Source organism: Pseudarthrobacter sp. NCCP-2145, from assembly GCF_023708005.1.
GTDB lineage: Bacteria > Actinomycetota > Actinomycetes > Actinomycetales > Micrococcaceae > Arthrobacter > Arthrobacter oxydans.
In genome coordinates, this window is the sequence record NZ_BRCG01000006.1 from 31,187 (window position 1) to 57,947 (window position 26,761).

Genomic DNA, 26,761 nt, shown 5'->3' on the forward strand with positions numbered 1-26,761 from the left:
GTGCTTCCTTAGCTCAGTCGGTAGAGCGTTTCACTCGTAATGAAAAGGTCATCAGTTCGATTCTGATAGGAAGCTCGGGATAAACCCCTAGGACTCAAGGGTTCTAGGGGTTTTTCGCTGGTTAATTGACATCCCACGATTCCTATGCACTCCCTCAGATGTCGCTCGATCATCGACGCTTTCGTCACTTTTTCGTCACCTAGACTGGCCTCCCAAGCCCCCTAAACCCTCAAAGGGTCCTTTGGCATAGCCGGTGGTTTCCCAGCCTCCCAGCCGTATAGAAGCAGCTCGCGCAGGTCAGGCCTGCTGATCCCAATAACCCCGGCGGAGCTACCAGACGTCCCAATGGCAGCGAAGTGCGCCAAAACCCCCAATGGGGAAGACAGCGCTGCGCTGTCGGCGGAGCGATACTTCCTTTAGGCTTGGGGCCGGTTGCAGGTGTACGAGGGGAGATTAGGCAACGCGATGACGGATGCGAAGCGCACAGCTCCCGACCCCGAATTCGTCCAGCTGTACCGGCAGGGGACGCCGACATCGAAGATCGCGGCCTGGGCCAGGGTCGCGGAAACGACGGTCCGGTACCACCTGCAGCTCGCAGCGAAGCAGGACCCGGATATCCGGGACGAGCACAAAGCCACGCTGGCGGAGCCGGCACCGCGGACCTCAGAGGCCGGGTTGCGGAACCTTGCCGCCGTCCTGGCCTTTTACGAGGCCCAGGGGCGCCTGCCTGTCGGGCACGGGAAGACGGCCAGGGGGCGGGCGTTGGGATCATGGCTGGCGAACCGTCGCCGGCAATCCTCCGATGGGACTCTCTCCCCCGTGTACCGGGACGCGCTGGCGGTCATTCCAGGCTGGGATGCGCCCTCGATGCGTAAAGCCCAGGATGCGCAGCGCTGGCAGCAGCGGCTGGAGGAGCTTCAGCGGATCCGCGCCGCCGGTGGCGAGTGGCCCCGCCACCAGAAGACGGACGACCGGGACGAACGCACCCTGGGGGTCTGGCTGCACCAGCAACGGATCGACTACCGCGCCGGCAGGATGGACCCGGCAAAGGAGGACAAGCTGAACCGGCTGGTGCCGGGCTGGCGGCAGGGCCGTGGTCACCGTGGCGGCCGCAGACGCCCGATCCTCCCAACCTAGGGCGTCGCGGGCGCCTGGTGCGGGCCTGACCAGTTCGGCCAAGCCGCCCCGGCCGGCATGTGGGTTAGGTTTCCTGGTCCTTTCGGGTCTTCGAGGTGGCGCGGTAGGCGGTGATGGAAGCGCCGAGCGCTGCCAGGGAGAGCACGAAGTTGATGATGGTCAGTGGTTCCATGAGGGTTTCGTTATCGTTGAGTAGGACTTAGTCTGGGAAGGAGCCGGTGGCCGCAACCTTCGCGGTCACTACCACCAGGTTCGTAGCTACACCTACTTCCTTGCTTTACGCTTACGCTTCCGAGTTGTCGCTCGGGAGCGTTTGCTCCTTAAGAGTGCGTTCCGCGTGTAGAGCAGAGCGATGACCGCTGTCGCGAGCCTGATCGCTTCGTCGATGCTCATGTAGCCACCTCCTTCCTGCCCCGCCGTGCGAGGCCCCCGCTGACGCAGCCGGTCGAGGGTGGGCCGTCAACCCCGGAGAATCCCGCGGAATAAGGGAGCCCTGGATTGATGGGTCGGGCCCCCGGACGGCTACGATCAGCGGCCTTGTACGAAGAACAACCCAGCCAGGTGTAAGGGAAAACAAGCATTTACAGGCCGAAGCGCAGCGAAGGACCATCTCCTGGGTGCAGCGCAGAGGAGACCAGGGCTCTTGCCCCGGGGTATGCCCATTGGCGGGCAGGGGGAGCCCTCCGCATAGCTCAAAGCTGTCCCCACTGGGTATAACCCCGGCCTGGGTGTCGTACCTCTCCCCGATGATGAGAGCCGGCGGCCAGCACCGTGGCCGCCGTTCTTTGGTGTGTCAATTCGAACATATGTTCTAAAGTTGCGGTATGTCCTCCGAGAGTTTTCAGGTCGCGCTGCAGGCGCAGTACGCACGGCGGGCCGGCCCATTCGGGCTAACCGTGGAAGAGCTCGACTTCGAGCACTTTCCGGTCAAGAACGGGTACCCGGGCATCCCGGTAAAGGCGTGGGTCCGGTTCCCGAACTGCGCGGAGCTGGTGGACGGCGAAGTGTTTGCCTGGACAGCGAAGGCAGCCGAAGTGACGTGGAAGGACGGGCCGGTCACGTACCGGACCTGGGTGTGGAGTCGGCGGTCACCCGCCGGGAGGAAATGATGAACAGGAATTTGGGAGAGCGGACGCGTGGCAAGAACAGCAAGTGATAATCCCCTGGATGTCCCCGTGCAGGTCCGGTTCACGGCTAAAGGCATTCCCCTGGCCGTCAGATATGACGGCCAGATCTGGGCCGTGGCCGCCGAGCCGGTGCGCTGGTTTACCCGCGCCGACTGGTGGAACACCAACAGGCGGGCCCCGGTTGGCTGCGGTGACCTGGTCAGCATCGAACACTGGCAACTCCAAGTCCGACTGACCTCAACCTCTGCGCTGCGCACGTTCGAGCTGCGCCGCGACCCACTGTCGGAGCAGTGGCTGCTCGCAGCCATCACGGACATCGCGGCGGCCGCCGCCTAAGCCCGGCAGGGCTGGCGGCTGTAGCGTGGCGCTATGACAGAGGGACGTGCCCCCGGCCCTGCATCCGCCCGAGTCGCTGGCCCTGGCTAAGGCCGTTGATTCGATGCCTACTGAGGCCGCATTGTCTGGCGGCAGCCGATATGAACCGAAGTGGGCCGGGTCAGCGCTTATATTGCCAGTGATCACGTGACGCTTTGGTCAAGGCAGCACAAAAACCTATGAAGGTCCTGCCTGGTCTGGCCGAAGCTCTCGCAGAGCAGGTGCCTCCCGGCGTAGTCCTGGACGGCGAAGCCGTCATCTGGAACCGGGACCGGCTGGACTTTGAGGCGCTGCAGCAGCGCATGGTCGCCTTCAGGGCTGCCTTGCCGGCCCTGGGCCTGGGCGGGGCACGTCCGCTAGACCGGTGCAAAGAGAAACACCGGCCAACGCTGCCGGCAGCGCTGGAAAGCACCTCAGCCAGAGCAGTTGCCTAGGATATGCGCGTAAAAGTAACCCTGACCGTAGAGGTCATGACAGCCAGCTCAGCTACATCGAATCCAAAGGTGCGACGTACGAAAAAGCCAGAGCAGCTGCTGAAGCTCAGCTTTCTGAAGGTTCTAAAGCCATAGTGATCCGCGCTATTCGATAGCCGTCACTATTTGGCACCGCCCCGATATGAAGGGCCCAAGAATGTGCATAGTTGCGGCATGACAGACTAACACGATGACAAAGGCCATGTCGCCCATCCACTTGACGGTCAGCTATCCATCAATGACTTTCTACCCGCGACTCCCGCTATTGTGCCTGCCGCCAGCAGAGAACCAACAGATGAGGAGCTGGCGCAGTTTCTGGCCAACGAACGTGCCGCGGACGAAGAACAAAATTCCCTCGTCCGCGCACGTCCGCTACTCACCAAATCTGCTGCTGCGCTTCTTCTTCTTCCTTAGAGCGAAGACGTGTACGGTCGAGGAGATCCGAGGCTCGCTCGTTGCCGGCGATCGACGTTTCTACGGCCTGCTGTCCAAGAAGAACGTATGCCCACCGGCGGTGATTGCGCTGAGATGGCTCCAGCTCATTAATCTGTTCGCACCACGCAATGGCAGCAGCCTGCTTTCGGTGGACGTTGATGTCTGAGAGAGCTGAATCAGCTTTGGTTTCAACTATGTAGACCATCTCAGCTGTTCTCACCAGGAAGTCTGGTGAGTATCGTGCCGGCATCCCATCGGCTTTCAGGTAAGGCCGCTGGAGGAAGGTGTGCTTGTATTCACTGATCTTGCAAAGCGCTTCTGTATACGTGTCGTTGTTCGCCCATTCAAGGAACTTTCGTTCCAGGCCGCCGCCATGGGTGGGGACGGGTAGCTTGGGGTAGATGCACTTCGCTACTTCGACGCAAGAAGTGGAGCGGACGCTAAGCGCTGGTACCTCCGAAAGGCTCCTGTAGTTGACTTCAGCCACCTTCACCGTCTCTTGGCTTAGGGATTTGACCAAGGCACTTGCCATGTACCCTGCGAGCTCATTGGTGACGGCATCAGTCAGGAGGACACGCCAGTTCTCGTCCTCCAGGGGGTTTATTACTTGGCCAAAGAAGCGGTTACGAATGTACGTATCGATCCAACCCAAGATCTCAGGTCGGAAGGATTGAAGGAAGGGGTACTCTGCCAGTGAGTTGTACTTTTTGGCGCTAGTTGTCATCTCTGAGCGAGCACCGCCTAGGGCTTCCGTAATCCGCACCGTAAGACGCGAGAGGTAGTCGTTGTAACCGGTAGCGGTCATAACCCCACCGTCTACGCGGTAGTCGCCGAATTGCGTCTTGGTCTGCGCATCCACTGAAACGAAGCGGTCTCCCTTTCCTACAAAGGACTTGGCGTCGGCAAATGGAAAGCGCGATACGGGGAGTCGGTAGGGATCAAGCGTGGGGCTCTTGAGGGCCTCTTCGCGGTCTCGGACCATCATCGGAACGTGGAAATCAAAGGCTTCGTACCCCTCCCTCAACTCAACGATTTCCAGGTCGCCCGTTGGTGCGGTAGCTCCGTCGGCACCCCCAATCTCGCCAGCCAGGCCCTCGCTCATGAGCTCGTCATAGAAGTCGGAAAAGGCCGGGTGCTCCACGATGAAGAGCACATCAAAGTAATTATCGGGTTCAAGCTTGTTAGCGATACGCCTACGCGTCTCGCGTTTCATTTCGTCAATTTGCTCATCCCCGCGCCACATCAAGCGCAAACCGCGGCCAATGGTCTGTTCGAGGAGTATTTGTGCCTTGCTGGAGCGCAACGGCACGATGACGGCAATGTTGTTTACGTCGAAACCTTCGCGGAGCATAAGTACGCTTACGATGACTTTAGGGTGCTGATGGCGATCGACGTCGAACAACCTTTCGCGGGTCTTCTCCCAGTCCGCCTTCGACATCTCGCCCTTGCGGTTGGAGTCCACCGTCAGCACATCGTCATGGGCCATCCCTTCGGAATCGAGGAACTCCTCCACAAAGCCCGTGACAGACGTGTCTTCGCAAATGATCATGAGTTTTGGGTGCTTTGAAGGGTCAACATGGTGGAAGCTTTGTTCCAGCATGGCGAGTTTCGTCAGCCCTGCCCGGATCATGATTCGCTGTCCCTGAGATAGGCCCGTTGCTTTGCCTTTGTCGTCACGCTCAGCGTTGAAGTCGAGTGGAAGCGAGGCTACTTCCTTACGCTTGTCCAGCGCTAGCGCCTTAACGAGCCCTGACTTCATCGCTTCCTTAAGGTCGAAGTCGACGATGATGTGTGGAAAGTAGCGCCGGCCTTTCCTTGCTCCAGAGCCAGTTTCATTGAAGGGTGTCGCAGAAAAGTCGACCTGCACGAAGCGGTCACTCTTCGTTGAGGCGATCTCTGTCAGGCTCTTCTGCCACTCGACTTCGTCAACTTGTTGTCCCTTGCGAATAGAGTGGATGTGATGTGCTTCGTCGTTGAAAACGACAAGTGAAGGAAGGTCCCTCAGCCAGTCGAGAGGGCCTCCGCGGACATAGTTCCGGTCCAATGTGTTGAGAGAGTTTGCGGCACTGGTCCCAGGGCTTAGAGGTACGAAACTCTCGACAGCGGCTTTGGCATCGATGTCAGCACCGGGCGCTTGCGTCTCCGGTACGAACTCAGGATCTTCGACCCCCGCCAGGAGGTGCCAGTTCGTGATGGCGATCAGGCCACTGCCAGTGACTTTTTTGCCGATGTTTTCCTTGGTTACGACAGAGGACTGGACGAAGCTGAACACTTGGTCGCGATAGTTGTCAGGAATAAAGACATCCTGGTTTCGGAAGATATCCGAGGTTTCAAAATCGCGAATCCCTTCTCGTTCTTTGCCAAGGAACGAGTCCAGCAGCCGGTCGTAGACAATGAGTCCTGGCGCGACCATCAAGAAGTTCGAACTGAACCGGCTGTCATTCGAGTATTCCCGTTCGTTCAGGTGCTGCCAGATCATCAGCGCATTGAGGACCCAGGTCTTGCCCGTGCCTGTGGCCATCTTCGCTGCGTATTTTGGATGCTGATTTTGGCTCCGGGTCACCTCCCCCAAGGTGTCACCGTTCAGAAGGGCATCTGGAGCGAGCTTGCGGTACAAGCTCTCCAAAGTGGTTGCTTTAAGTACCTCGTGCGCGTAAATGACGTGCAGGATCGCAGCTCGTTGCCCGGCATGGAAATTCATGGTTCTCAGTTGCACGAAGTCATCCTGGAACCAATACTTCAGAAGCTCGGCAGTTACGGGCGTAACTTCCTCCATGAGTGCCGTATCTTGGCCTTTGACAATGTCGGGTATCTGGTCGTCAATGATTTGACTGAGGGCTTTCGCCAAGGGGAACAATTCACCATTAGCGCTCACTTCGTAACCTCAACGTTCTCGATGATGACTTCAGACTCATAACCAAAGACGTCAACGGCTCTGACGCATACCCTGCGGGCTGTTGGCTTAACGTTTAGGTCTATATGTGCCGTTGTTGTCACTCGCAGATGGTCACCATCGTTGTCAGTGTTTTCCCGATAGTCCTGCCAGTAGGAACGGAAAATCTGGCCGTCATAGTCCGGGTCGACGGCCCAGTATTCTAGCAGCGCCAAGGGCTCCGCATTCATGACCTCCAGGAGCTGGCTGCGGCTCTTGTCATCGAGATTGATTGCATCCGGCGAAAGGAGAACGTAGTTCTGGAGCTCGACCGTCAATCTCTCTGACTCACCCTTCTGCGTCCTGTTGGTAACCGCAGCATTGATGTACTGCATGGTAGAAAATCGAACTTCGTCCACCAGCTTTTCTACAGAGCCTTTCTTCTTGAGACGGTCTAGGAGGTCTGGCGGAATAACACGGACCTCAAGTCGGTCGTCATTGAGAGCCTGTATGTCTTGGCCAATTGAGTCAGCGAAGTTCCAACCGAGCACATACACCTTGTCGAATCCACCCATGACTGTCAGCCGGGCTTGTTGTGCCCGTTTGAGGGTTGAGCCCGTTACAACGGCGTTGGGACTCGTGGCTATTACCAATGCTTTCTCATCGGGGATCCTGCCCAATGCTCCGCCCTGGCTGATTTCAGGGGGCAAAGGAACAGCGCCAAACAGCCGCAGTATGACTTGGGCCAATTCTCCAACTCGGTACTTCCGCCCCAGCACGGACTTAGCCTGTTCGACCTGATAATCTCCGATGGCTTGGAAGAGGAAAGGCTTGGCATTTTGATCGATCAGCCGCTTACGCATGATCATCGCCGATGGCTTTCCGAGGTCCGAAGCGACCCAGTTTCGACCGGTTCGTTCAGCGACAGAAGCCGTTGTTCCCGAACCGGCAAAGAAATCAGCAACGATCCCACCCGGAGGGCATGACGTTTCGATGATCCTTTCGAGTAGCTTCTCAGGTTTCTGGGTGGGATAGTTCAGACGCTCTCCCGAAGTGGGACTAATCCGATTAATGTCTCCCCAGAAATCTGTCACCGGGGTACCTTTGGCGTCCCGTAAATATCTCTTTCGGCTTAGTGACTTTCCGGTTGAGGAAAGCACGATTTCACCCTGGTCGTACAGCGCCTGCATAGTGCTCTGCGCATAGCGCCAATATCCTTTTACGCCAAGAAACTCATAGTAGGGGTTTCCTTTGGCTGCCCCGCCGGGTCCGTCAACGGGCATCAATCGATAACGTTCACCGTTTGATGGATCCACATGCTTGTAGTCGCGAGCAAGGATTTCGTTGGTGTAGGCCTCGTATGGTGGCGACCAGTACCTGTCTGCACTTTTTCCGTAAAACAGGATGCTCTCAGTCACGCGTCCAAAGTGAGAAGCGCCTTGTCCGGAGTCCCCGTGGGCATGGGATCGCTTCCACGAGATATCGTTTACGAAGTTCTCCTTGCCGAACAACTCGTCGAGAATGATCTTGACGTATGACGCCACGTGCCAGTCCAAGTGCACGTAGATGGAGCCCTTGTCAGTAAGTAGTTCACGCATCAAAACGAGCCGTGGAGTGATCATGGCCAAGTACGACGCCGTGCCATCAGACCAGGTGTCTGAATAGGCGAACTGTTCCATGACCGTCGGGCGAGTGTCGATGGTCTTGCCGGGCAAGGTGATTCTCGTCCGGTAGTCCGCCTTGGAGTCAAACGGCGGATCTATGTATATCAAGTCGAGCTTGCCACGCAGCGAAGGATTGTCCTGGTCGCCTGCGAGCAGAGCGGCCATGGCCAGAAGGTTGTCACCGTAGATGAGGCGATTCACCCTTCCCAAACCGTGGTTTCCGTCCAAGTGCTTGAAGAGATCTGCTTCAGTTACGTCCTTGCTCGGGACAACAAGTTCTCGAGACTGCAGAGTAACGCGGTTCCGTCCCTCCAGTCCTTCCAGGATCTGTGCGGCTCTCCGCTTACCTTCTGCCACAATGCCGGGCAGCTGTTCCAGCAACGACTTACTCAAGGTTCCCCAACTTCTGAAAATATTGACATTTTGCCTCTGACTTTACCGGCGCATACGAGTCCAACGATGCGCATAGACCACTCCTTCATCAGCAAGACAGCGCGGAAACACCCGGGTCTACGAGTGAAGAGTAGCTGGCCTCACTACGTCCATCCAGTCCAAAAATTCCGCGACGGTACCGATTCGGGAAATGCGTTCGTGAATCGCCTTCTGGTCGTGGCCGGGCATGAAGTCACCTCGTGTCGTCATCTCGCCACATCCGCACCGGCATGGGCGGCCGGCTTCGCCGTCGAAGTCCGGGTCATCGAAGTAGCGGACTGGGTTCCGGGCTGCGCTCACGGGGCTTGGATTGCCGACATACCTATCAAAGACGGGGTGCCCCTTGCTGAGGATCTTGCCGTGGATCGTGTAGCGGTCGTCGCGCTTCTCGTCAGGATTCCCGCTATAGAAGGTTGTGCGCTCCAGGGAGTCGATTTCGACTGCCTGAATGACGGTCCGGCCGAAGGCGAACAGCGCGTACCGCTCCTTTTGTCCTCGGATTCCGATCGACCATTCACCGTGGTTTGCCTCGTACATTTCGTCCTGGGTCATACTGGGCTCATAACCCACGTACGGGCGACCTAGACCATCTTTTTGAGGGTCCACAGGCTTCTTTGCGGTGACGGTAATGTGAAGCATCTTTTACTCCGAACGTTCGATTCTTAGTTAGCAGCGCCGGGACGTTCAACTATGTGCATACCATTCCATACTTGTCAATCCCGGCATAAGTAACTATCGATCTATCGGGTTCCAGACGCTAGGACAGGGTACGTATAAAAGGTTCTTTGAGAGATCAGGCGTGGGATTCTGGAAGTAGTCTCATCGACCGCCGATCTTGAAGAGCGCGTACTCGATGACATGCTGGGAGCTGGACGGGCACCACAGAGCGTTGATCTTCGCAGCGGTCCGCAGATACTCTGCATACGCGCTCGAGGGCCAACGACCGCTAGTGGGCGGCCAACCAAGGGCATTGGCCACTCGGGCATCGAGGATAAGCGGAGCGCTTCCCTGACGCCGTTCCGGGTCGTCGTAGGCTGCGAAGTAGAGCCACTTTGTGAAGAAAGCAGGCCCAAAGCCCATAATGCGATCCTCGTTAATCACATTCAGACGGCGGTAGGCAGCAACAGGGTCACTTGATCGAGCTGAGTAGAACGAACGTTGCAAGGCATCGAGAGCACCATACTCATGGAGTGGCTTTATAACCCTTGCCACCCTTTGCGCTTTTGTCCCTGTTCCCCATGCACATACGGCTACATACAGATTCAGGACCGACTCGGCAGATGAGACTTCCCTCGCCATAGCGAAGAGTTCTGAACGGCTGACATGCCGTCTCTTCGAACCGCCAAGGGTTTTAGGGATCGGGAGATGGTTCGGCCATCTATCCGTCCAATGACGAGGGAGGTAATCAAAACCTTGCGAACGCACAAGCCCGTCAGCCGGTGCCCCGTCAGGGAAGCGAGTTGCCAAAGCCTGGCAGATCTCATCCACGGTATTCCTCAACTTTGCGGTCCTCCCTAATGCCTTTATGCGCAAAGGCTACCGCGCCTCTCTTCCTCCACGGCCCGCCTCACTCACTGTAGGGTCGACCGTCCCACTTTTTGAAAAGGAGGCGTTCCCACAGCCAACATCGAAACTTTCCACTTCCAGAGGCCGCTGTAGCACCTCACTCGTGCCGGCCAGCGTGCTCTAGGTCGGCGCCTTGATGCTGTTGCGGTAGGTCAGTAAAGACTCGTTCAATTCACGCAGGTGACTCTGCAGCTCGTGCTTCAGGAGGGCGACGTCTGATTCATCGAGAAGCACAAGCGGCTTGCGGAGCAGCCATCCCCAGTTCTTTTCTCCGTGCAGTGCCTGAATCTGAGGAGCAAGTGGTCCTATTTCGGGGCCGGCCGAGTAAGGCGCCAAAGTCTCCAACCTGATCTGGCAGCCGCTGGCGAATGTACGTCCCACAATTTCCACTTCGGGTTCAAACGGGGCGACTTTGCTATGAACTATTGCGGTACCAATGACCCTGGTCCGGTCCCTAGTCGGATTGTGATACGCGCCTCGAGTCGTAAGCAGGACGAGCTCGTCCCCTGGCTGCAATGCCGATACCTCACGCCGAGGCCTAGCTGGAAACGCCATTAGCTCATTTTGGAGTACCCAGAGAATGGCTTCACGCTCGGCCAGGACGACCAAGTATGCCGTGGTCTTTCCCATGCCTCAATATTGCATATGTGCAACCAGCACGCATAAGTCTGAACGTCCCTGTTCCTGAAGACGCCCCCCCCAGTTCACGACCTATTAGCGCATCCTGGAGGAGAACCGCCGTAGTGAAGACTTCCCCGGCGGAAGCCCTGATCTACTCCAGGTGACTGTCTGCACCCATAAGGACGCTGCCGTCTGCTGGTTTCCCTAATCAGATCTACTTTGCCTTGGTGATATCGCCTACTGCAGTCCTTACTGCTGCAACAAACTGCTGACGCCACCAACGAACAGGAAATGGAATTGGTTGTGAATGCAGCAGCGGAAGATTTGCCTGCCGGAGTGGGTTCTCTAAGACTTTGAAAATGCCGGACAGGCAAACGACGACCCCGTCCGGGCGGAGGTCCAGTGCTTCGGCCACGCAACTATCGGCATACTGTCTCCACATCCGTCTCCTCAGGCTCCTATTACTTTTGTTGATTGGGTGCGGGACAAGATCGATTACGAAGACTCCATCGTCACGAAGTCTTTCCAGCCAAGGCTCTTTTTCAGTTCCGGGTTCAAGGTCCTTTTCATCGTAGAGCGCGTGGACGACACCACAAAAGAGGTTGTCGTGAGCCGACAGAGTCGGAGCGTAAAAGAATCTCGGCTCCCCTTCGCCGGCTTCCGGCGCTGACTCCCCGATGAGCAAAAGTCGCACGTGTTCCGGACGCCATGTCGCCCGCAGCGATTCGTACCAAGCTAGTTCTGCCAAATGACTCTCCCTGTTCGCCATCACCGGACAGCCTTACTGGCCGCCCTTGCGCAGAAGGGTATGGCATATGTTCTCAGCGGCCATGACAAAAGCGTTGTCTGCTCCCTGACTTCTACAGGATCGCTTTATGTCACACCGGCGCGTGCTCGGCGGGAAGGACCGCAAGCGAAGGATTCCATGGTCTGGCGCCGCGCCACATGTCATTTCTTCCCCTGCGCTTATTAGCATTCAAGCATGTCTCCGAGATCGCCGCTGCCCCAGACCATCCAGATTTACCTTCCCCAGGGTGATCCAGCCGGCATCCGGATTGCCGAGATCACCACGCGTACGGTGAGGGTTTTCGAGGTACCACGGCCGCTGTTGAGGGACTTCCGGGATATGCCGGAATCCAAACAGGTGGCTGTCTACTTCCTGTTCGGATCATCGTCGTCAGAGCTGCCATCCTGCTATACCGGGCAGACCGGCAGCGTTGGTGTCAGGCTAAAGCAGCACTCGGACAAGAAGGACTTCTGGGACCGTGCCCTGGTTGCCGTCTCGTTGACAAACGCTGGACGAATACGCACACGGGATACATGGAGTGGCAGGCTATCCAGGCTGCCACTCAAACGGGGCGGTACGAGCTGCACAACGGCAACGGGGCATCGAACCCGCATACGCCGCCGCCACTCGAATCCGATTGCCGGGAGTATCTGGAAACCATTTCCGTTCTCCTGACCACTCTGGGATACCCTCTCCTGGAGCCTGTGCGCGAGATCAGTCTTGCTGGTACTCCCGGTGAAGGAGGTGCTGCTGAAACCTTGTTCTTTAGGGAAGGCGGCACTGACGCCCGTGCCAGGCCGACCACAGAAGGTGTGCTCGTCCTCGCCGGCTCTGTCGGTAAAGCAATAGCCCGCCCCTCCCTCTCAGCCTCGTTGGCCCGCCGTCGTGTGGCTTTGGTTGAACAGGGCGTTGCTGAGGTTCGCGGTGAGGAGTATGTCTTTGTCAGAGATCACCTGTTCAGCAGCCCCAGCACGGCTGGCGCCATCGTCGTTGGCGGCAACATCAATGGACGGATCACTTGGAAGACCGCGGATGGGCGCACCTTCCAGCAACTGGAAGATCAGGCCTTGAGCTCCGAAACCTAAAACCAGGCTGGACGGAGAATCCCACACACGACCGATGTGGCAGCCGCAGTTTCCATTGAAGTGAAGTACAGCGGGTTGTTGCAATTCCTTTGGTAGTGACACCTTCACTGCCCGCCGCCCCAACGTGCTACTTCGACTTGAAAAAGCCAAGGAGCGGGGTCACGACGCCGTAGATGGTCTTGGCGTTACCAACAATTGAGTTCACGGCCACCTTCATGCGGTCCGCCGCAGCAGCCATCTGCTCGGTTTTATCTGCCAGAACTTCGGCGGCTGTAACGATGTCATCTAGGGAGTCTCGCTTCATTGTCATTCTCTTTCTCTTATGGAAGCGTGGGGACTCGGAAAATCGAGAGGCCGCTCCGTGGTAAATTACACAGACTATTTGTGTTGTGAAATCGAAGATACACGATTTACAGGAGTTTTGTGAAGTGAAGTCTGGGACTAGTTCGGCAGTAGCCTTCGGTAGCGTGTTGCAGGCTGCCCGAAAACGTTTGCCGAAGAACCAAGCCGATGTCGCCGCCTCTTTCAATCCCAAGCTGTCCGTCGCTGCTGTCTCCATGGCCGAGAGCGGGAACCGTCCACCCAAGACCGAGGCGGCGGTTCGCGGTTACGCAGATGCGCTAGAACTCGATGCCGATGCCCTGCTCGAACTCTGGTGGGCCTTGCTGGGGATGATTGAGGAGGATAGGGCCGAGGGGCCTCCGGTTCGCCGATGGTGGCAAGAGCTTCAGGCAAGTCCTCAGACGCAAATTGAACAGCAACAAGCTGCAGAGTGGGCTAAAGAGTGGGATGGGGAGGGAGCGGCTCTTGACGATGACAGGTATGTCCCTCCGCTGGAGTCCTTTGTGTTTTCAGAAGAGATCTGCAAAATCCTAAGGCGCTTACTGGGCGACGCCTGGCAGATTGGCTATAAAGTCCAGATGGGCCTCCGCGACCCTGTGGATCCGTGGCCGGCGGCACTCCAGATCGAACTGCGGTCGGTTCCAAAGGAGGGCGATATGGGAGGGGGCGAAGAACTGCTGACTTCCTTCGCCTGCCCTGAACCCGTGACGCGACCCATTTCCGCCGATGCGACCATACGACCCAATGGCGAGGCCATGTCGCCAGACGTGGCTTGGATTCTCTCATCGGTAGAGGCAATGCCTGTCCGGGAACGAGCAGCCGTTGCCGGATTCATCCACGGACTGCGGGAGGGAGCTAGCCTCTTCTCCGAGACCCCGCTGCCCCCTCAATCTGCCCGATAGGCGTCGATTAACGGGGCTCCCCAATACTTTCCAGGGGTGTCCCCCAGCGGGACATCAGAAGTGTCGGCCCAGTCCGGCGATCAGCTGGAACCGCTGCACGGGCCTCCCTAAGGGTGACGAGAGGCCCTGCGGCAGAAGCCCGGGCTGTACGCGGTCGGGAACTACGAAAAGGACACTTCCCCTTTATCGTCGACCTCGACCCAACGGGTGTCGCCCTTGACCTTGACGCCGAGCGCGCGTTCCAGCTTGAGAAGCCAGTTCGCGGCGGTCTGATTTATATATCGCTTTCCGTCTATCACTTCCACCGCACGGATGCTGCCGGGTCGTGAACTCCAACCGTTCACGGCACGACCGTTCCTGTATCCAGCCTTTAGGGCGAAGCGGCGGATTTCTTCGGCGCCGGCGCCCTCGCCCGTCTCGGCGTAGTACCGACCAATGCTGCCGATAAAGACCAGCGAGCACATGTCCTGAAACTTCTGGTCCGCCTCTCGGTCGGGTGTGGCCTTCATCGGGAGCGGGTCGGTCAGAGGGTCAAACAAGATCGGCTCGGCTGCCGCGGGTGCCCATGTAACGTCCTCGGTTCGGGTCACCGAGTTGAAGTCCTCTTCCTCGTCGCCGCGAATCGTATTGAGGAACGCTTTGGCAGCAGCGGCAAGTGCTCGGCTGAGGTCATCCGCGGTGTACTCGTTCATGATCGTCCATCTTTCATGGTTCTAGTAGTTTTTCTACCACTGCCTAGCGACGTATAGAACACTGTAGATCAACTGCTAGGACAATACAAGAGCGTCCGACAACCACTTTAGGACCGAATAGCACCTTCCCTGCAACGGCATAAGCCGACAGTCTGCTCGAACGTCGGGCCGACAAAGCAGTAGCCCTGGCACGCCTCATGAGCTAGCAAGACGCCGAATACCCCCTCATATGCCGGCTTCCGTAATCTGCGCGTCCCAGAAGCTGTGCCAAAAATCGAGGTCCGCTATGCGGCCGCAGATGCGACTTCTCAGACGTCATTGCGTAAGAGCCCGAGTCGGTGAGGAAACGCTGACGCTGAGTATCTGGGCTGTCTCCTTCAAGGTCTTTCCCTGGCTGCGCAGCTGCCGGGCGGCCTCTGTTTGGACGGGGTCATGGTTCGAGGGCGGCCGCCGAGCCGGCCACGTGCTTTCGCCGCCGCAAGGCCGGCCTTCGTCCGTTCAGACAGCCGGGACCGTTCGTACTCAGCTAGGGATGCGAACAGGTCAAAGATCAGCTTGCCGTGCGCGCTCGTGGTATCCAGCCAAGGTTCGGCTATGGAACGGAACCCTATCCCCCGCTGTCCCAGCACCGTCACAATGTCAGCCTAGTCTGCAGGGCTGCGGCCGAGTCTGCTCAGGTCAGCAACTGTCAGAACATTCCCCGGCTGCAGGTAGTCCAGGCATTCCTTCCAACGCGTCCTCGCCTGCGTGGCGCCGGATGCGTACTCCTGAAAGACGCGCATGGCCCCTGCAACTACAAGCGCGTCAACTTGAGAATCCAAAGATTGTCCTCGAGTGCTAACCCCTCGCGTAACCAATCACGTTGCCAGACACGTCAAATAGCCTCCACTTCAGGTTTTGACTAGGTTTCATTTCGAGAACCAGTTTGACCAACGATAAGAGTACTTTTCCGACATTTTTCTGTGACTGGCAGCGATAGATGGCGGCCTTTTCACAGCGCTATTTGTCCACCCTCCAGCTCCCGAGGGATTTCCTCACCGGACGCTTGGGGGTGACAACGGCGCAGGTGTCTCGGTGGAGAGGGTCGCAGCGGCTGGTGGTCACTCCTCTTCTTCGGACTCTGCCTGCTCCCACTCGTCGATTATGGCGGCAGATAGTTCGATTCCTTCAAGGAGTTCTTCTTTGTCCTGTTGCCTAAGCCAGATCAGGAAGGAACGGTCAACTACGTTCAGCTTCTTCAGCGCCGAGTCATAGTCAAGGACCAAGGGTGTGATGCCATGCTTCACCTGCAGTGAAGCGACACTCTTGAGTGCCTGCGAGACGCTTCCTGCGTTCACTGGCTTTCGCGGGTGGTGGCGGCCAATACGCTTACGAAGCCAGCGGTAAGACAGACCACGCTCCAGTTGATTCGGCGTTGCCATAATTACGGGCAGCAACAGCCATTTGTACATCTCAAATTCTGTTTCGCCGAACCCTCCAGCGAAATTTGAAAGAAATTCGCTGTACCTACCCGATTGAGCGTCGACGACACCTCGGAGAATCTGCTGCGCATCGCCTTGAATTAGGGGAGGCGTACCTTCCGTGCGCAGGTTGACGCCGATTGCTTCACACGCGTGGAGACAACTCTCCTGCACGACGTGAATACTGTCGTGGCTGCCGTCGAGTAGAGCCGACACAAACGAGTCGGCGAATCGAACATTTAGGTGCTGCTCTCCTCTCTCGATTGCTTCTTGAAGTTCTTCACGCGTCCAGGCATCTGCGTTGACCGTCGCCACCCGACCCGCCAGGTCTCCGTTGAACTGCACCAGTCGATTCTGCTGCAGCCAGACACCCACAATGATGAAAACCAAAGACGAGTTTTCATGGAATGCCTTCAGTGCGATGGCGAAATCTCGTTGCGTCGCCTCCGGAAGATAGTGGAAGTCCTCGAGCACGATCCACTTGTCGAAACCCACGCTCCCCAAAGCGTCAATGACTTCATTCACATCGGATGGGTCCAGCTCCAGCGGCTTCGAGGCCACGCTATTGGAGCGGCCCTTGTCCCCTGAGGCTTCCACGCCTCCTTCGACACCTTTTCCGAAGAGGGTTGCCTTCACAGTCGCCTTGGCCGTGATTTTGGCATTTCCAGTCTCTGTGCGAGTGCGGCTCATCTCAATTTGAAACCCCGCCTGTTTTAGAATTGCAGTGTGTAGCTGGGCGAGATTCTGCTTGTTTGAGCACGTCACAACTTGATACTCGTGCGGCTTGAGATGGTACTTTCGAAGACTCGTCTTGCCCTGCTTAGAGCTCCCGTAGACGATGACGTGCTTGTCGCGCGTTAAGCTCGCGACAAACTCATCGTCAACGGCTGGCCGCGTGACGTAGTTCATTGGTAGTTCGCGGCTGACGCCGAAAACATCAGTTGCGCGCACCCTATTTGGTGTCATCGAATACATTCCGCCCCCTGAATACTGCAGATGTGTTCACAAGAGTACCCGAGCGTCAATGGGCCCCCGGGCTAACAGCAAGGAAGACCGCATTTTTTCCTCAAGGTTTTCCGGGCGCCGGTCAATCTCCGCCGCCCCAATCTACGCTTGTGGCATGGTCGAGCTTGAAATTGAATCTACTGAACCCTACTGGTTGATGAGGCTGCGGTAAGCGGCTAAGCAACGGCCCAAAACCCGGTTCGTCAAGATCCGTTGGATCGAGTTGCAATACCTGCTTGGCGAGCGGGACGCACTCTGGCTTGCCGCCGGCACAGGCATGCGCGAACGGCTGCTAAAGCTACGCGAGACCGATGACTATACGTACCTGTCTCTTCCGGAGATAGCAGCTCTACAGGCATCCCAGAAACGAAGAACCCACAACGTAAAGGGTTCCTCGTCCTTCGGAGGTTGCGCAGGCTACGTCAAGTTCCGCGAGAACCTGACTGGAGACCGTCACTTCTTTATTTGATCTATGCGCCCCCCCAGGACGTGGCGATGGAGAAACTGCCCCATAGCCCACAACTCGCTCTCCACAAGGCGGTGCTGAAGGACGCACCGATCCATCTCACTGCCACTGGCTTTGATGATGCGCTCTACCGTTTCCATCACGTCTTCATCCGATTCTGACTCTAGGGCGCGTGCAACGTCAGACTCGAGCCTTGTCATAATCGCAGTGACGTGATTCTGGGCATCCATGATTGCTGTGAGCCGAAGTGAAGGGGCTGGGGACCCCGGCCTGAAGTTCCAATCACCGTAACCACCCAGGGCGGGAAGAGTGCCTACAGAAACGGTGTCACACACTTTTGCACAGATTACTCCAAGTCCGTCTTCCTCAATGGACTCCATAATTCTGTCTAAAGCACCAGCGGCCTTCGATAAAGATGAGGCCAGTTCTTCGTTTCTTGTTTCTCGGGCGGCCTCTTGACAAGAATTGAGAAAATTGCTTCGTGAATACAAGGACCTATCGCGCAGTTTAGGCTGTAACCCGTCACGCCAGAAAATTCGGCCATTCGATGCCGCACGTATCGCATCCATGATGCGGAGGTCCCTACCGTTGGTAAGGTCGCGGCGGTTTTTGTAAGCCGTATCAGCTAAGACAACCAGTGCTGAAGCTAGCTTCGAAAGCGCTCGAGTCGCCTCGGTAACGAGCTGAGTGTTGTTACGAAAGGCAGCTCGTCGCCCAGTGGGCGAAAGTACCAAGAACAAGAGAATCACCCAGGGTACAAGGCTGACCGTAAGCCCTGCGAGGCCTGTAATCGCTACTTGTGTAGGACTACCGAGGGCCGTGAACGCAGCCGCCAAGAGCCCGGCTGAGTCGGGAATCGTTTTGGATAGGTGGGCTATAGATACTGCAACGAGCGCCACGAAAAGGGACCATGCGGACACGGGCAGCCGTCCAAACCGAACGAGGAAGGTGGTCCAAATCCTATTGAAACGCTGCTGAGCCGCGTGTATAGAAACAGCCAATGAGAATCCCCAAGGAGCCATCAGGACCCTTGTGGCCATCTGCCTACTCCCATAAGCGTGCTCGAACGGAAACTTCCGCGCGAGTCGGGGAATGAGTGACTCAACCAAGTCATCGACGAAGCCGGCGACCGGGATCTGGATGAAAATGAGGAGCAGACTCAAGCCCCAAATTATCACGTATATCAGCACTACGTCTTGCACGAAAGGAGCCATTGGCGAGTCCAAAGCATCAACCCAGTGAAATACTGCGGCCATCCAAAAATCTATAACTTCCACAATCAAAGTGTGACCGGCCCATCTAGCCCTGTCGATGTTTCGTGCAGGACCGCGAGCTGTGCAATTCGATCGAGCACTCGACGCGCTCGTGGAGGGTAACACCCTCGTCATCACGACTTTGGACCGGCTCGGGCGATCCACTCAAAACATGATTGCCTTCGCCGACGACCTCCGCAGCAGAGGCGCCGGCCTGCGCGTCCTGAACCTGGGCGGAGGCGACGTCGACACAGCAACACCGATGGGCGCTATGTTGTTCACAATCATGGCCGCCCTCGCGCAAATGGAACACGAGATCAAGCGCGAACGCGTCACTCATTCCATAATCAAGCGAAGAGAAGCTGGCAAGGACTTGGCGGCCGACCCCGCAGGGTCACTGATAGTCAGATCAGAAGCGCTGTTCGCTTGGTCAAAGGTGGCGAGCCCGCGGCGCAGGTTGCCCGGGATCTCGGTATGTCCCGAGCGACGTTCTACAGGCGGTCACGAGCGCTTGCCGACCAGCAGGGCGACATTTAGCGCCGCAAAAAGCCCGACATTTAGCGCCAACAGTCACAGACATTTTCGGAGGCTGGCCGCTGACCAGTCAGAAACGGTCGTTTTTGGAGGGGAATTGCATTGCTTGCATTGCCGCTTCAGTGCTGCGGAAGCCGCGATGTACCCAACAGCGTATGGTCGACGGCCTCCCCCTTAGGCTCTAATGTGACGTTGGATCGTTCGGCTGAATGTGCTAGCCCGTAGGTGGGCAACCGCCTAGGAGTCGGACCATAGAAATGCTTGTCTTTGTAGCTTCGGCTGCTCTACGATCGCCGATAACATATGACGGAGCTCGTACCGGCTTACAGATATTTGAGGGCTCAAGATGGCCGATTGGTTCCAGCAGCTTGTGGACTGGGTGCTTCGGTGGGATCAACCTGGCACTTTGGGTGACATATTGCCGTGGTTCATAAGCGGTCTGGTGAGCGCCGCGTCAGCGCTCCTTATTTATTTCCGACGACGTGCGGAAAAGAGACGAGAGCAAGCGTTGAAAGTTACCGCATGGATTGACGCACGCCCTCGCGGTGGTTACGTGATGAGAGTACGGAACTCATCGCTTGATCGAATTGAGAAAGTTGCGGCGCTTGTGGCACAGCCTGACCAAAAAAACCCGGAGGACATCAACTGGGACCTCAACGCACAGCTTTTCACCGTGCCTACTATCGGCCCCGAGCGAAGCATAGATTTTCCCCTTTCTCGTTCTCTAACTAACAACGAGCTTGCGCTTGTACGTCTGTATTTCCTAGACAGAGGTGGAAATGCGTGGGTTCTCTATGAGACGGGAAGGTTGGTACGCCTGAAGCGAGGCGTGGTGGACGCCTTTTTTTCCGGTCCAAATATTGGTCGCAGTGCCTCTGTCCTGGATCATAGTGGAACCCTTGGGGTTGATAACAACCCGACAGAGCTAGCCGATGTTCCAATTTCACGCATAGATCTCGATAACGAAGACGGTAATAATGTAACGGTAACTCTTGTTCCTAAGGGAGCGGATATAACCATTACGACTGTGGCCGAACTCTCTCGAGGGAACAAGCGCGCCGCTCGGATCTACTTTGATAAAGATGAACATATCCTTCAGGTGACAATTTGCAACCTTCCCGCGGGTATGCGTGACCGTATTTTTCCTGACTTTTCTGTACATGACGGACTATACCGCGTATATTTTGGTACAAAAGATAGCTCAATTGATGAAAAAATAAGTCTGGAGAGACTTAGAGACGCCTGGGTCTTGGGTGGGAAACATACGCCTTTTGGAGAACTCGGTTGGGTGTCGCACGACGCTGCCGGGCATTTGCAAGCTTTGATTATTCCAGTTGAATATCTGGTGCCGGGCTTTTTGACGGATGATAAGTCTTCTTCGTGATGCTCACCATTTGATAGGTGAGGATCACTGAGACCCGAAGTTGGTGGGTAGCTGCTGCCATTTTCGATTTTGTGTGGATGTGGCCTACTGGCTGGTGTAAGTCTTCTGCTGATTTTCGTTGGTACGGAAGATTGCGGAGCCGCATGGGGGCGTGGTCGCGATGCGCTTAGCCGTTTTTTCCACATAATTTTGTGACTCCGCCTTCAGTCCCCATTTCACGTCGGATAAATGCGTAGATTGGCTGCAGGGCGATGATCTACGAGACCAAAGAGGCCGGCCCTCCAGACACTTAGCGGATCCCATTGACGAGACGCCGGCAGCTCGACGTTGCATCGTGTCCAGCCCTTCACGCGACGGCCAATGTGCGCCCAGAGCATGACAGGGCGGTGCGCCCGTTGGATCACTGGTACTACTCGAGAAGACCGGCGCATTCCATGAAGTGGCCGCCGGCCTTCAACATTGCCGGGTAATGGCTAGTCTCCCTCAACAGCGTTTCCGTTTCCGTCGTCGTTGATCTCGCCGGCTGCTATGCGTTCGGCGGTGCGGCGGTAGGCATCGGCGATGAAGTCCTCAAGGTCCTGCCGTCCGATACGCCACATGCCGCGACCTCCGATCTGGAGGGCACGCAGCTCGCCAGCCTTGATTAGCGCGTGAATCTGGTTTGGCTTCACGTTCAGCTCGTCCGCTGCCTGGGTAGGCGTCAGGAAGCGGTGCTGTTGTTGTTCGTCGATCACTGGAACAGCCTACTTACGATGACCAACGTCCCGAAGAAAGCGCAACTACATCAGCGCTGCGCGTCCTCCAGAAGCCAGGCGACCGCGTCGGACTCAGTTGTGAGGTGAGGTACCGGCTGGAATAGCCGTTTATCGCAGGGCTACTGCCCCATACGCTGTCGGCCGCCCCGGTATGGCGTGTTCTTTGCTGACGCTTCCGCCGGAAGGAGTAGCTCGGTCACTGGAACTTCGAGTACGTCGGCGATATCCCACAGTCGCTCGTAGGCGACGCTCTTTCTTCCCCACTCAATACCAATAATCATGTTGCGGCTTAGGCCGGATTCCAGAGCCAGGGACTCCTGAGACAGTCCCTCCTGAAGCCGAAGCTCGCGAATTCTTGCTCCGACGAGGGCCCGGCGTTCCGCCCACCGTAGCGTTTGCTCCTTGGAGGACTGGTGTGGGCGGGTGGGCATGACTTAATGCCAACTGACAATGTTCTGTTTGTCTGCTCTACTAGTGGTACATGCACTTTCAAGGTGCGTCACGACAGAGACTGGCGGTGCGGACTATGGGACTTCACCCCTGGATGCCATGATCCGGTCGTACAAGTTCCGCTTGTATCCGACATCGAAGCAGGAAGACCTGCTCCGGACGATGCTGGACGATCATCGGTTTCTCTACAACGCCGCTTTGCAGGAGCGAAGAGAAGCGTGGAAGCGAGCTCGGATCGGAATTAAGTACTACGGACAGACCGCCCAACTCACCGATATCCGGGCGAACGACCCGGACTACGCCCGCTGGTCCTTTACCAGCGAGATGGCGACCCTCCGGCGGCTCGACCGGGCATTCCAAGCGTTCTTTCGGCGGGTAGGGGCAGGCCAGACGCCGGGCTACCCGCGCTGGAAGAGGGCTGGCCGCTTCAGTACGGTGGTGCACCGCAATGGTGACGGCACCAAATGGAATTCGGTGCCGCATCTGACGCAGGCCAGGGTCTACTTCCAAGGCATCGGCCACGTCAGGGTCAAGCAGCACCGCGCGGTCATCGGCCGGGTCAAAACAGTTTCCGTAAAACGCGAGGGAAAGCACTGGTCCGTCGTACTGGCCGTCCAACAGGACCTGCCGGCCCCGTTGCCGAAGACCGGCGCCGTGGTCGGACTCGACCTCGCCACAGGCTCCAACGGACTGGCCTATACCTCCCTGGGGGGACGGATCGGTAACCCGGCCTATGGCAAGGCCTCTCTCGAAAAGCTTGCTGCCGCCCAGCAGGCTGTAGGGCGCACGAAGCGGGGATCCAACCGCAACCGCAAGGCCCAGGGCCGTGTCGCGGCGGTGCACCGGAAGGTCCGTAACCAGCGGCACGACTACCTCCACAAGGTGGCGCACCAGCTGGTAGCAGACTATGACGTCATCGTCGCCGAGGAACTCTTAGTCGCCGGCATGACCCGTCGTGCGGCACCCCGACCCCGGCTCGCCGGCGCCGGGGGCTACGAACCCAACGGAGGGAGCGCAAAGACCGGACTCAACCGGTCCATACTCGATGCAGGATGGGGAATACTTCTGGGCATGATAAGCGCCAAGGCTGAAAGCGCCGGGCGGGAACTCATCCTGGTTAGCCCCGCCTACACGTCCCAGGCCTGCAGTGAATGCGGACACCGGGAGGCGGCCAACCGAAACGGCAAGGACTTCCTTTGCCTTTTGTGCGGGCACCGGGACGACGCCGACGTGAATGCGGCGGTCAATATACTCAGGGCCGGGCTGGTCCTGCGAGACGGGCGAGTGCCGTGTCTCGAGAAAACCTGAGTGGTTCGGACAGGGTTACTGCGTCTCAATCAGGTGAGGTCACGTCAGCTTTATTGCTGGTTCTTCTTCCTATTTCTTTGTTGAGCACGACAGCACGGGTACAGATAGCAAATCGGCTCGAGCAGGGCAAGAGCTTGCGCTGCCCCATCGGGATTGGCATAGGCCTCCCGCTGGAGCATGCCGGCCGGGTCCTGGAACCGCGGGCCGGGCAAGAACGTCTGCGCGTTTCCCGCAGAAGTCGCTAGTCGCTTTGTCGGGTTCGATTTTCGGTGCCGAGTCGTTGTCGCCCTGCAGTTTCGTCCACCTGTAGCGGAGTAGATGCCAGCTGCAGATCGTAACGAGGTCGGTCCCCGCGAAATCAGCGCCGCCCCAGCCAGCAAGGCTGTCGTTGTCGGTGACGGGAACTACACCACGTCAATGCCCACGTGATCGGGCACTGATTTCGCGAAGGTGATAACCGAGCTTCCGGAATTCCTCAGGGATTTCTTTCATCGAGTCAGTAGCCCGCCTTACGTTGGCGACTGATATATCCGCCCCGTAGGTCCGTGTGAGCCAGGTCTTGAAATCATGCAGGCCCTTGCTTTTGTCCAGAGATGACATCGCAGCTTCGTGTTCGCGTCGAAGCTCGTTCCAGGACTTGCAGGCTCTTGGAACGAGTATCTCGACTGGGAGGTACTCGATGATGTCACGAGCGGCCAGACCGTACGGGCTCATACGGGCGTGAACACCTTTTTTAAGCGCCCGACCCAACCAACCCATGATCCAGTCAGTCTCGTCCCCTTTCTTGTTCGTCTTCAAGGCGCGTGACAGAAAGTCAATCGCTTCCTCAGCGCTTCCTGAGAGGTAGCGCGTCTGCGCCTCTGTCCAGGCAGCGCTTATTTCTTCGATGACGACGTTGTCGAGAACAGCCACGACATGAGCATCACTGAGGTCGAAGAGCACTTGGCTGTCCACCGTTCTTGGAAGCTTGCTTCCCCCGCGCAGGGGAACAATTTTCACGCGAGCGGCATCAAGGAAATCACGACAGAGACTTGTAACCACAATTTCGTCGTGCTCTCCCTCTACAAGAAGGAAGATGCGGTAAAGGCCAAGTAGGTCTGACGGCGAAAGGCCAAGCTCTGACAGGGTCTCGAGGGCCAAAAGAGGCATTTGACCCGCTCTAGTTCGGCCGTTGTCCTTCGCGACATGCGTTGACCACACGCCTTCCGCGTTCAAAACTTCTGGAGAATGGGTAGCTACCACCACCTGTGGGCCGAACATCGACAAGCCCCCGAGTCCACGGGCCATATGCCGCTCAGCGACGCGATGCAGAGCAGCCTCAGGCTCATCAATGACTAGGACGGTAGCCGAACCGGACAAATCTAGTGCTCGACGAATTGCGATATACGCCCACCGGCTTTCTGCCCGAGATAGCCCCGCGAGGGGGACTCTGTTGAATTCATACTCGCCGTACGCGACATACCAGTGAAGTGCACCTTCGACAGCCCATCGGCCCAACTTCCGTACTTCCAGCGAGAGCTGGGGTGCATCTTGCAACAGTGCAGCATAAGTAGAGTTGGCCATCTCATTGATGTGTGCGACCCATCGGTTCATGTTGTCGGTGATGGCCAGGGAAACTGCAGCGGCCCCAAGGTTCTTCTGGAATACCTTGGCGAAAGCCTCGCTGGTTGCAGCATCTATGTCTGCAACGTCCTCGTCATCTTCAAGCACAAGTGGGATGCTTCGCGACTCAAAAAGCTTGACGACGGGAATAGGCAGGTCGTCTGCCAGCATGGGAAATAGCCTGCGATCAAGGGCATTGAGATCCGGCGAATACGAATACTCCCAAATCAGACCAGCCAATGGTTCGAATAAGGGGTCGTACAACAGCGGTTCGATCTTCTCGTCGTAACGACGTTCCATGGCTTCGTATTCGTCATCGGAACATTCAATATCCCCGGACTCCACTGCCTGGATCTTTCGCCAATAGTCTTCAGACAGACGCGTGGCTTCTTCTCTAAGAGAGATGGTTTCATCCATAAGGCGATGCCAAGCTGGGAAGCGTTCCCTATCCCGGGGCAGACACAACCAGACGTCCCACTCCGGGGCAAGATGGCCTGTGGGGACGAGCGCGAAGGTGGTTGCAGGAATTAGTTCGTCGACCAAGGCGGACGGAAGGCCACCATCGTCCTCATCCGATGGCCTGAAATACCGGCCGCCTTGAGCAAACCACTTCTCGATGGCACTGCGAAGCCATTTCTGATCATGCTCAGGCTTCGCTTCGTAACGCGTTTCACGTGCCAGTTCCGCCAGCTCTTTGAGAACCCACTCGGACCCTGCAGAACCAGGTTCGAAGTCGCATATCAATTGAGTAAGGCCTATCGCGCGCCCTTTCAGGGCATGCCTCAAGGAGTTGAGAATCCATGTCTTCCCGGCACCGTTTTGTCCATAAAGGGCGGTCACTCCTGAGTCAAATCCGATCGCAATGTTGTCCAGAGGGCCAGCGTTGGAGCGCATTCCAATGAGCGCAATCGCAGGGTGCAGGGCGGGAAGGGTATCCATGGGATTATTCTGCCAACACAGGACTCCGGGTGCTCATCATTCTCATTCGGGCAATGCGGCAACATCGTCGGCAGCTTTACCCATCGAGATTTTTTCCTGCACAGGTAGCCCCCCATGGAATGGACCGCCCGCGTCCCGCGGGCCCGGTACGGAGTGATGCCTAGCCGCTACACGTCCAAAATGGTGTCTACTTCAATGAAGGCAAGGCTGAGGGAGTCCCCTCTCTTTCCCTCTTGCGGTTAGAGGCGAGGGAGAGATGACTTTCAGGCATCGTGAACTTTCTAGCTGCGCCTCCTCTCACCTTTTGCAGTAATGGGTGCACCCGCATCTTGCGCGCATGCAAGCCTTCTCCGCACTTCCGCTTTTTGCGCAGCGGAAGGCCAGTGGCGGATTCACCTCCGCATCGTGCACAGGTATAAGGCTTTGATGTGGATTCACCACCGCATCTTGCAGAACCGGTTTCATCAGCTACTCCAACTAGCAAACCATTCGTACCCGCCGAGGCGCGTCTCCAAGTCTTGGGTTTACCTCCCCTGAGGAAAGAAAAAAATGACACCGTGGGATAGGCGCGTCTTTAGGGCCTTCATGTGACGCGGCGTCGTCAGAAATTCCCAGCGCCGGGCCTGCTAGCAGGGACCAGGGGTGTTGCTCCAAGAGTGCGGGGCCATGATGAGCGGACTGACGTACTAACTAGGAACCGGGCTAGTCCCTAATAAAAGCGGAACAACCGTGCCCAAAGCTTGTGTCCCGACAGTGCTTTCGCGGTTTCCGTGTCGCCGTTCACCAACGGCAGCCTTGTGCCGCTGGCCTCGTATTGGCAGCTTTCCCATGGCCATAACATCCTGGAAAGCCCCAGGCCAACTTTTGGCATACAACTAAAACAACGGGTATTTCAATGAGAGCCAGCGGGGAGCGACAGAAAAGGTCGGCCGCTCAGCTGCTTCCACCCGGCATGCTGGTTCCAACAGGGGGCGTCACCACGAGGCTGGCACCCTATAGTTCCTCGGTAGTCTGGATACTTTGCCGCAGCCTCTTTCGTCTGTACCTGAGCAGATGCCAGCCAAGGGCGGCGACGAGGGCCGTGCCCAGGAAACC

Annotated in this window: 20 protein-coding genes, 1 tRNA gene and 3 pseudogenes; 10 read left to right on the top strand and 14 right to left on the bottom strand. The window is 57.3% G+C overall.

The features are described 5' to 3' along the window. The first annotated feature begins 2 nt into the window (after positions 1-2). From NFU08_RS06755 to NFU08_RS06775, 5 genes and pseudogenes are all read left to right on the top strand, one after another. A tRNA-Thr gene (locus tag NFU08_RS06755) sits at positions 3-75 on the top strand. 390 nt (positions 76-465) lie between these two features. Beyond that, positions 466-1,137 carry a helicase associated domain-containing protein gene (locus NFU08_RS06760; RefSeq protein WP_251421652.1) on the top strand — a complete coding sequence of 224 codons (672 nt, stop codon included), beginning with the start codon at positions 466-468 and terminating at the stop codon, positions 1,135-1,137. An 824-nt stretch (positions 1,138-1,961) separates the two neighbouring features. Next, positions 1,962-2,293 (top strand): annotated as a pseudogene (locus tag NFU08_RS06765) (hypothetical protein). Continuing rightward, positions 2,274-2,600: a hypothetical protein gene (locus NFU08_RS06770; RefSeq protein ID WP_251421654.1), complete on the top strand. Its 327-nt coding sequence runs from the start codon at positions 2,274-2,276 to the stop codon at positions 2,598-2,600. The pseudogene NFU08_RS06765 and the gene NFU08_RS06770 overlap by 20 nt, the downstream one beginning before the upstream one ends. A 218-nt stretch (positions 2,601-2,818) precedes the next feature. Then, positions 2,819-3,073, top strand: coding sequence for a hypothetical protein (locus NFU08_RS06775; protein ID WP_251421658.1), 255 nt, complete (start codon positions 2,819-2,821; stop codon positions 3,071-3,073). Between the two features lie 415 nt (positions 3,074-3,488). Here NFU08_RS06775 and NFU08_RS06780 read toward each other — a convergent pair whose 3' ends face one another. The 6 genes from NFU08_RS06780 to NFU08_RS06800 all read right to left on the bottom strand — a co-directional run bounded on the left by NFU08_RS06780 (position 3,489) and on the right by NFU08_RS06800 (position 11,450). Then, entirely contained in the window at positions 3,489-6,422 is a 2,934-nt protein-coding gene (locus NFU08_RS06780; RefSeq protein ID WP_251421661.1) for a DEAD/DEAH box helicase family protein, read from the bottom strand. Continuing rightward, the gene (locus tag NFU08_RS06785) at positions 6,419-8,476 is read right to left on the bottom strand and encodes a site-specific DNA-methyltransferase (protein ID WP_251421663.1); all 2,058 of its coding nucleotides are present in this window, start codon (positions 8,474-8,476) and stop codon (positions 6,419-6,421) included. The genes NFU08_RS06780 and NFU08_RS06785 overlap by 4 nt, the downstream gene beginning before the upstream one ends. 117 nt (positions 8,477-8,593) lie before the next feature. Further along, positions 8,594-9,067 (bottom strand): hypothetical protein, encoded by a 474-nt coding sequence (locus tag NFU08_RS06790; protein WP_251421666.1) that lies wholly within the window; start codon positions 9,065-9,067, stop codon positions 8,594-8,596. Between the two features lie 267 nt (positions 9,068-9,334). Further along, positions 9,335-10,003, bottom strand: a complete 669-nt coding sequence (locus NFU08_RS20985; protein WP_397425348.1) for a hypothetical protein — start codon at positions 10,001-10,003, stop codon at positions 9,335-9,337. 198 nt (positions 10,004-10,201) lie between these two features. Beyond that, positions 10,202-10,711 carry a hypothetical protein gene (locus NFU08_RS06795; protein WP_251421669.1) on the bottom strand — a complete coding sequence of 170 codons (510 nt, stop codon included), beginning with the start codon at positions 10,709-10,711 and terminating at the stop codon, positions 10,202-10,204. 205 nt (positions 10,712-10,916) lie between these two features. Continuing rightward, the gene (locus NFU08_RS06800; protein ID WP_251421673.1) at positions 10,917-11,450 is read right to left on the bottom strand and encodes a hypothetical protein; all 534 of its coding nucleotides are present in this window, start codon (positions 11,448-11,450) and stop codon (positions 10,917-10,919) included. Positions 11,451-12,022: 572 nt separating this feature from the next. Here NFU08_RS06800 and NFU08_RS06805 point away from each other — a divergent pair. After that, positions 12,023-12,574 carry a DUF4357 domain-containing protein gene (locus NFU08_RS06805; RefSeq protein WP_251421676.1) on the top strand — a complete coding sequence of 184 codons (552 nt, stop codon included), beginning with the start codon at positions 12,023-12,025 and terminating at the stop codon, positions 12,572-12,574. A 127-nt stretch (positions 12,575-12,701) separates the two neighbouring features. Here NFU08_RS06805 and NFU08_RS06810 read toward each other — a convergent pair whose 3' ends face one another. Next, positions 12,702-12,884 (bottom strand): hypothetical protein, encoded by a 183-nt coding sequence (locus NFU08_RS06810; protein ID WP_251421679.1) that lies wholly within the window; start codon positions 12,882-12,884, stop codon positions 12,702-12,704. 79 nt (positions 12,885-12,963) lie between these two features. On the opposite strand from NFU08_RS06810, the gene NFU08_RS06815 reads away from it, so the two are divergent. Continuing rightward, on the top strand, positions 12,964-13,818 hold the full coding sequence (locus NFU08_RS06815; RefSeq protein WP_251421681.1) for a helix-turn-helix transcriptional regulator: 855 nt from the start codon (positions 12,964-12,966) through the stop codon (positions 13,816-13,818). Positions 13,819-13,979: 161 nt separating this feature from the next. Here the strand turns inward: NFU08_RS06815 and NFU08_RS06820 are convergent, their stop codons facing one another. The 4 genes and pseudogenes from NFU08_RS06820 to NFU08_RS06835 all read right to left on the bottom strand — a co-directional run bounded on the left by NFU08_RS06820 (position 13,980) and on the right by NFU08_RS06835 (position 18,718). Beyond that, positions 13,980-14,510: a hypothetical protein gene (locus NFU08_RS06820; protein ID WP_251421684.1), complete on the bottom strand. Its 531-nt coding sequence runs from the start codon at positions 14,508-14,510 to the stop codon at positions 13,980-13,982. A 377-nt stretch (positions 14,511-14,887) separates the two neighbouring features. Next, positions 14,888-15,292: pseudogene (locus NFU08_RS06825) on the bottom strand (recombinase family protein). 318 nt (positions 15,293-15,610) lie between these two features. Further along, positions 15,611-16,945 carry a hypothetical protein gene (locus NFU08_RS06830; protein ID WP_251421686.1) on the bottom strand — a complete coding sequence of 445 codons (1,335 nt, stop codon included), beginning with the start codon at positions 16,943-16,945 and terminating at the stop codon, positions 15,611-15,613. Positions 16,946-17,428: 483 nt separating this feature from the next. Beyond that, a complete protein-coding gene (locus NFU08_RS06835) occupies positions 17,429-18,718 on the bottom strand; it encodes a hypothetical protein (RefSeq protein ID WP_251421689.1) in 1,290 nt (429 codons plus the stop codon). 61 nt (positions 18,719-18,779) lie between these two features. Here NFU08_RS06835 and NFU08_RS06840 point away from each other — a divergent pair. After that, a pseudogene (locus NFU08_RS06840) lies at positions 18,780-19,231 on the top strand (recombinase family protein); the annotation flags it as partial. A 343-nt stretch (positions 19,232-19,574) separates the two neighbouring features. Further along, the gene (locus NFU08_RS06845) at positions 19,575-20,612 is read left to right on the top strand and encodes a hypothetical protein (protein ID WP_251421692.1); all 1,038 of its coding nucleotides are present in this window, start codon (positions 19,575-19,577) and stop codon (positions 20,610-20,612) included. Between the two features lie 473 nt (positions 20,613-21,085). Here the strand turns inward: NFU08_RS06845 and NFU08_RS06850 are convergent, their stop codons facing one another. Together NFU08_RS06850 and NFU08_RS20990 are read right to left on the bottom strand one after the other, a co-directional pair. Beyond that, entirely contained in the window at positions 21,086-21,346 is a 261-nt protein-coding gene (locus NFU08_RS06850) for a helix-turn-helix domain-containing protein (protein WP_251421695.1), read from the bottom strand. 140 nt (positions 21,347-21,486) lie between these two features. Further along, a complete protein-coding gene (locus tag NFU08_RS20990) occupies positions 21,487-21,798 on the bottom strand; it encodes a helix-turn-helix domain-containing protein (protein WP_397425353.1) in 312 nt (103 codons plus the stop codon). A 118-nt stretch (positions 21,799-21,916) separates the two neighbouring features. Between NFU08_RS20990 and NFU08_RS06855 the strand changes: the two genes are divergently transcribed. Next, on the top strand, positions 21,917-23,125 hold the full coding sequence (locus NFU08_RS06855) for a transposase (RefSeq protein WP_251421698.1): 1,209 nt from the start codon (positions 21,917-21,919) through the stop codon (positions 23,123-23,125). Positions 23,126-23,539: 414 nt separating this feature from the next. Here the strand turns inward: NFU08_RS06855 and NFU08_RS06860 are convergent, their stop codons facing one another. Then, entirely contained in the window at positions 23,540-25,666 is a 2,127-nt protein-coding gene (locus NFU08_RS06860) for an AAA family ATPase (RefSeq protein WP_251421701.1), read from the bottom strand. Positions 25,667-26,761 lie beyond the last annotated feature (1,095 nt).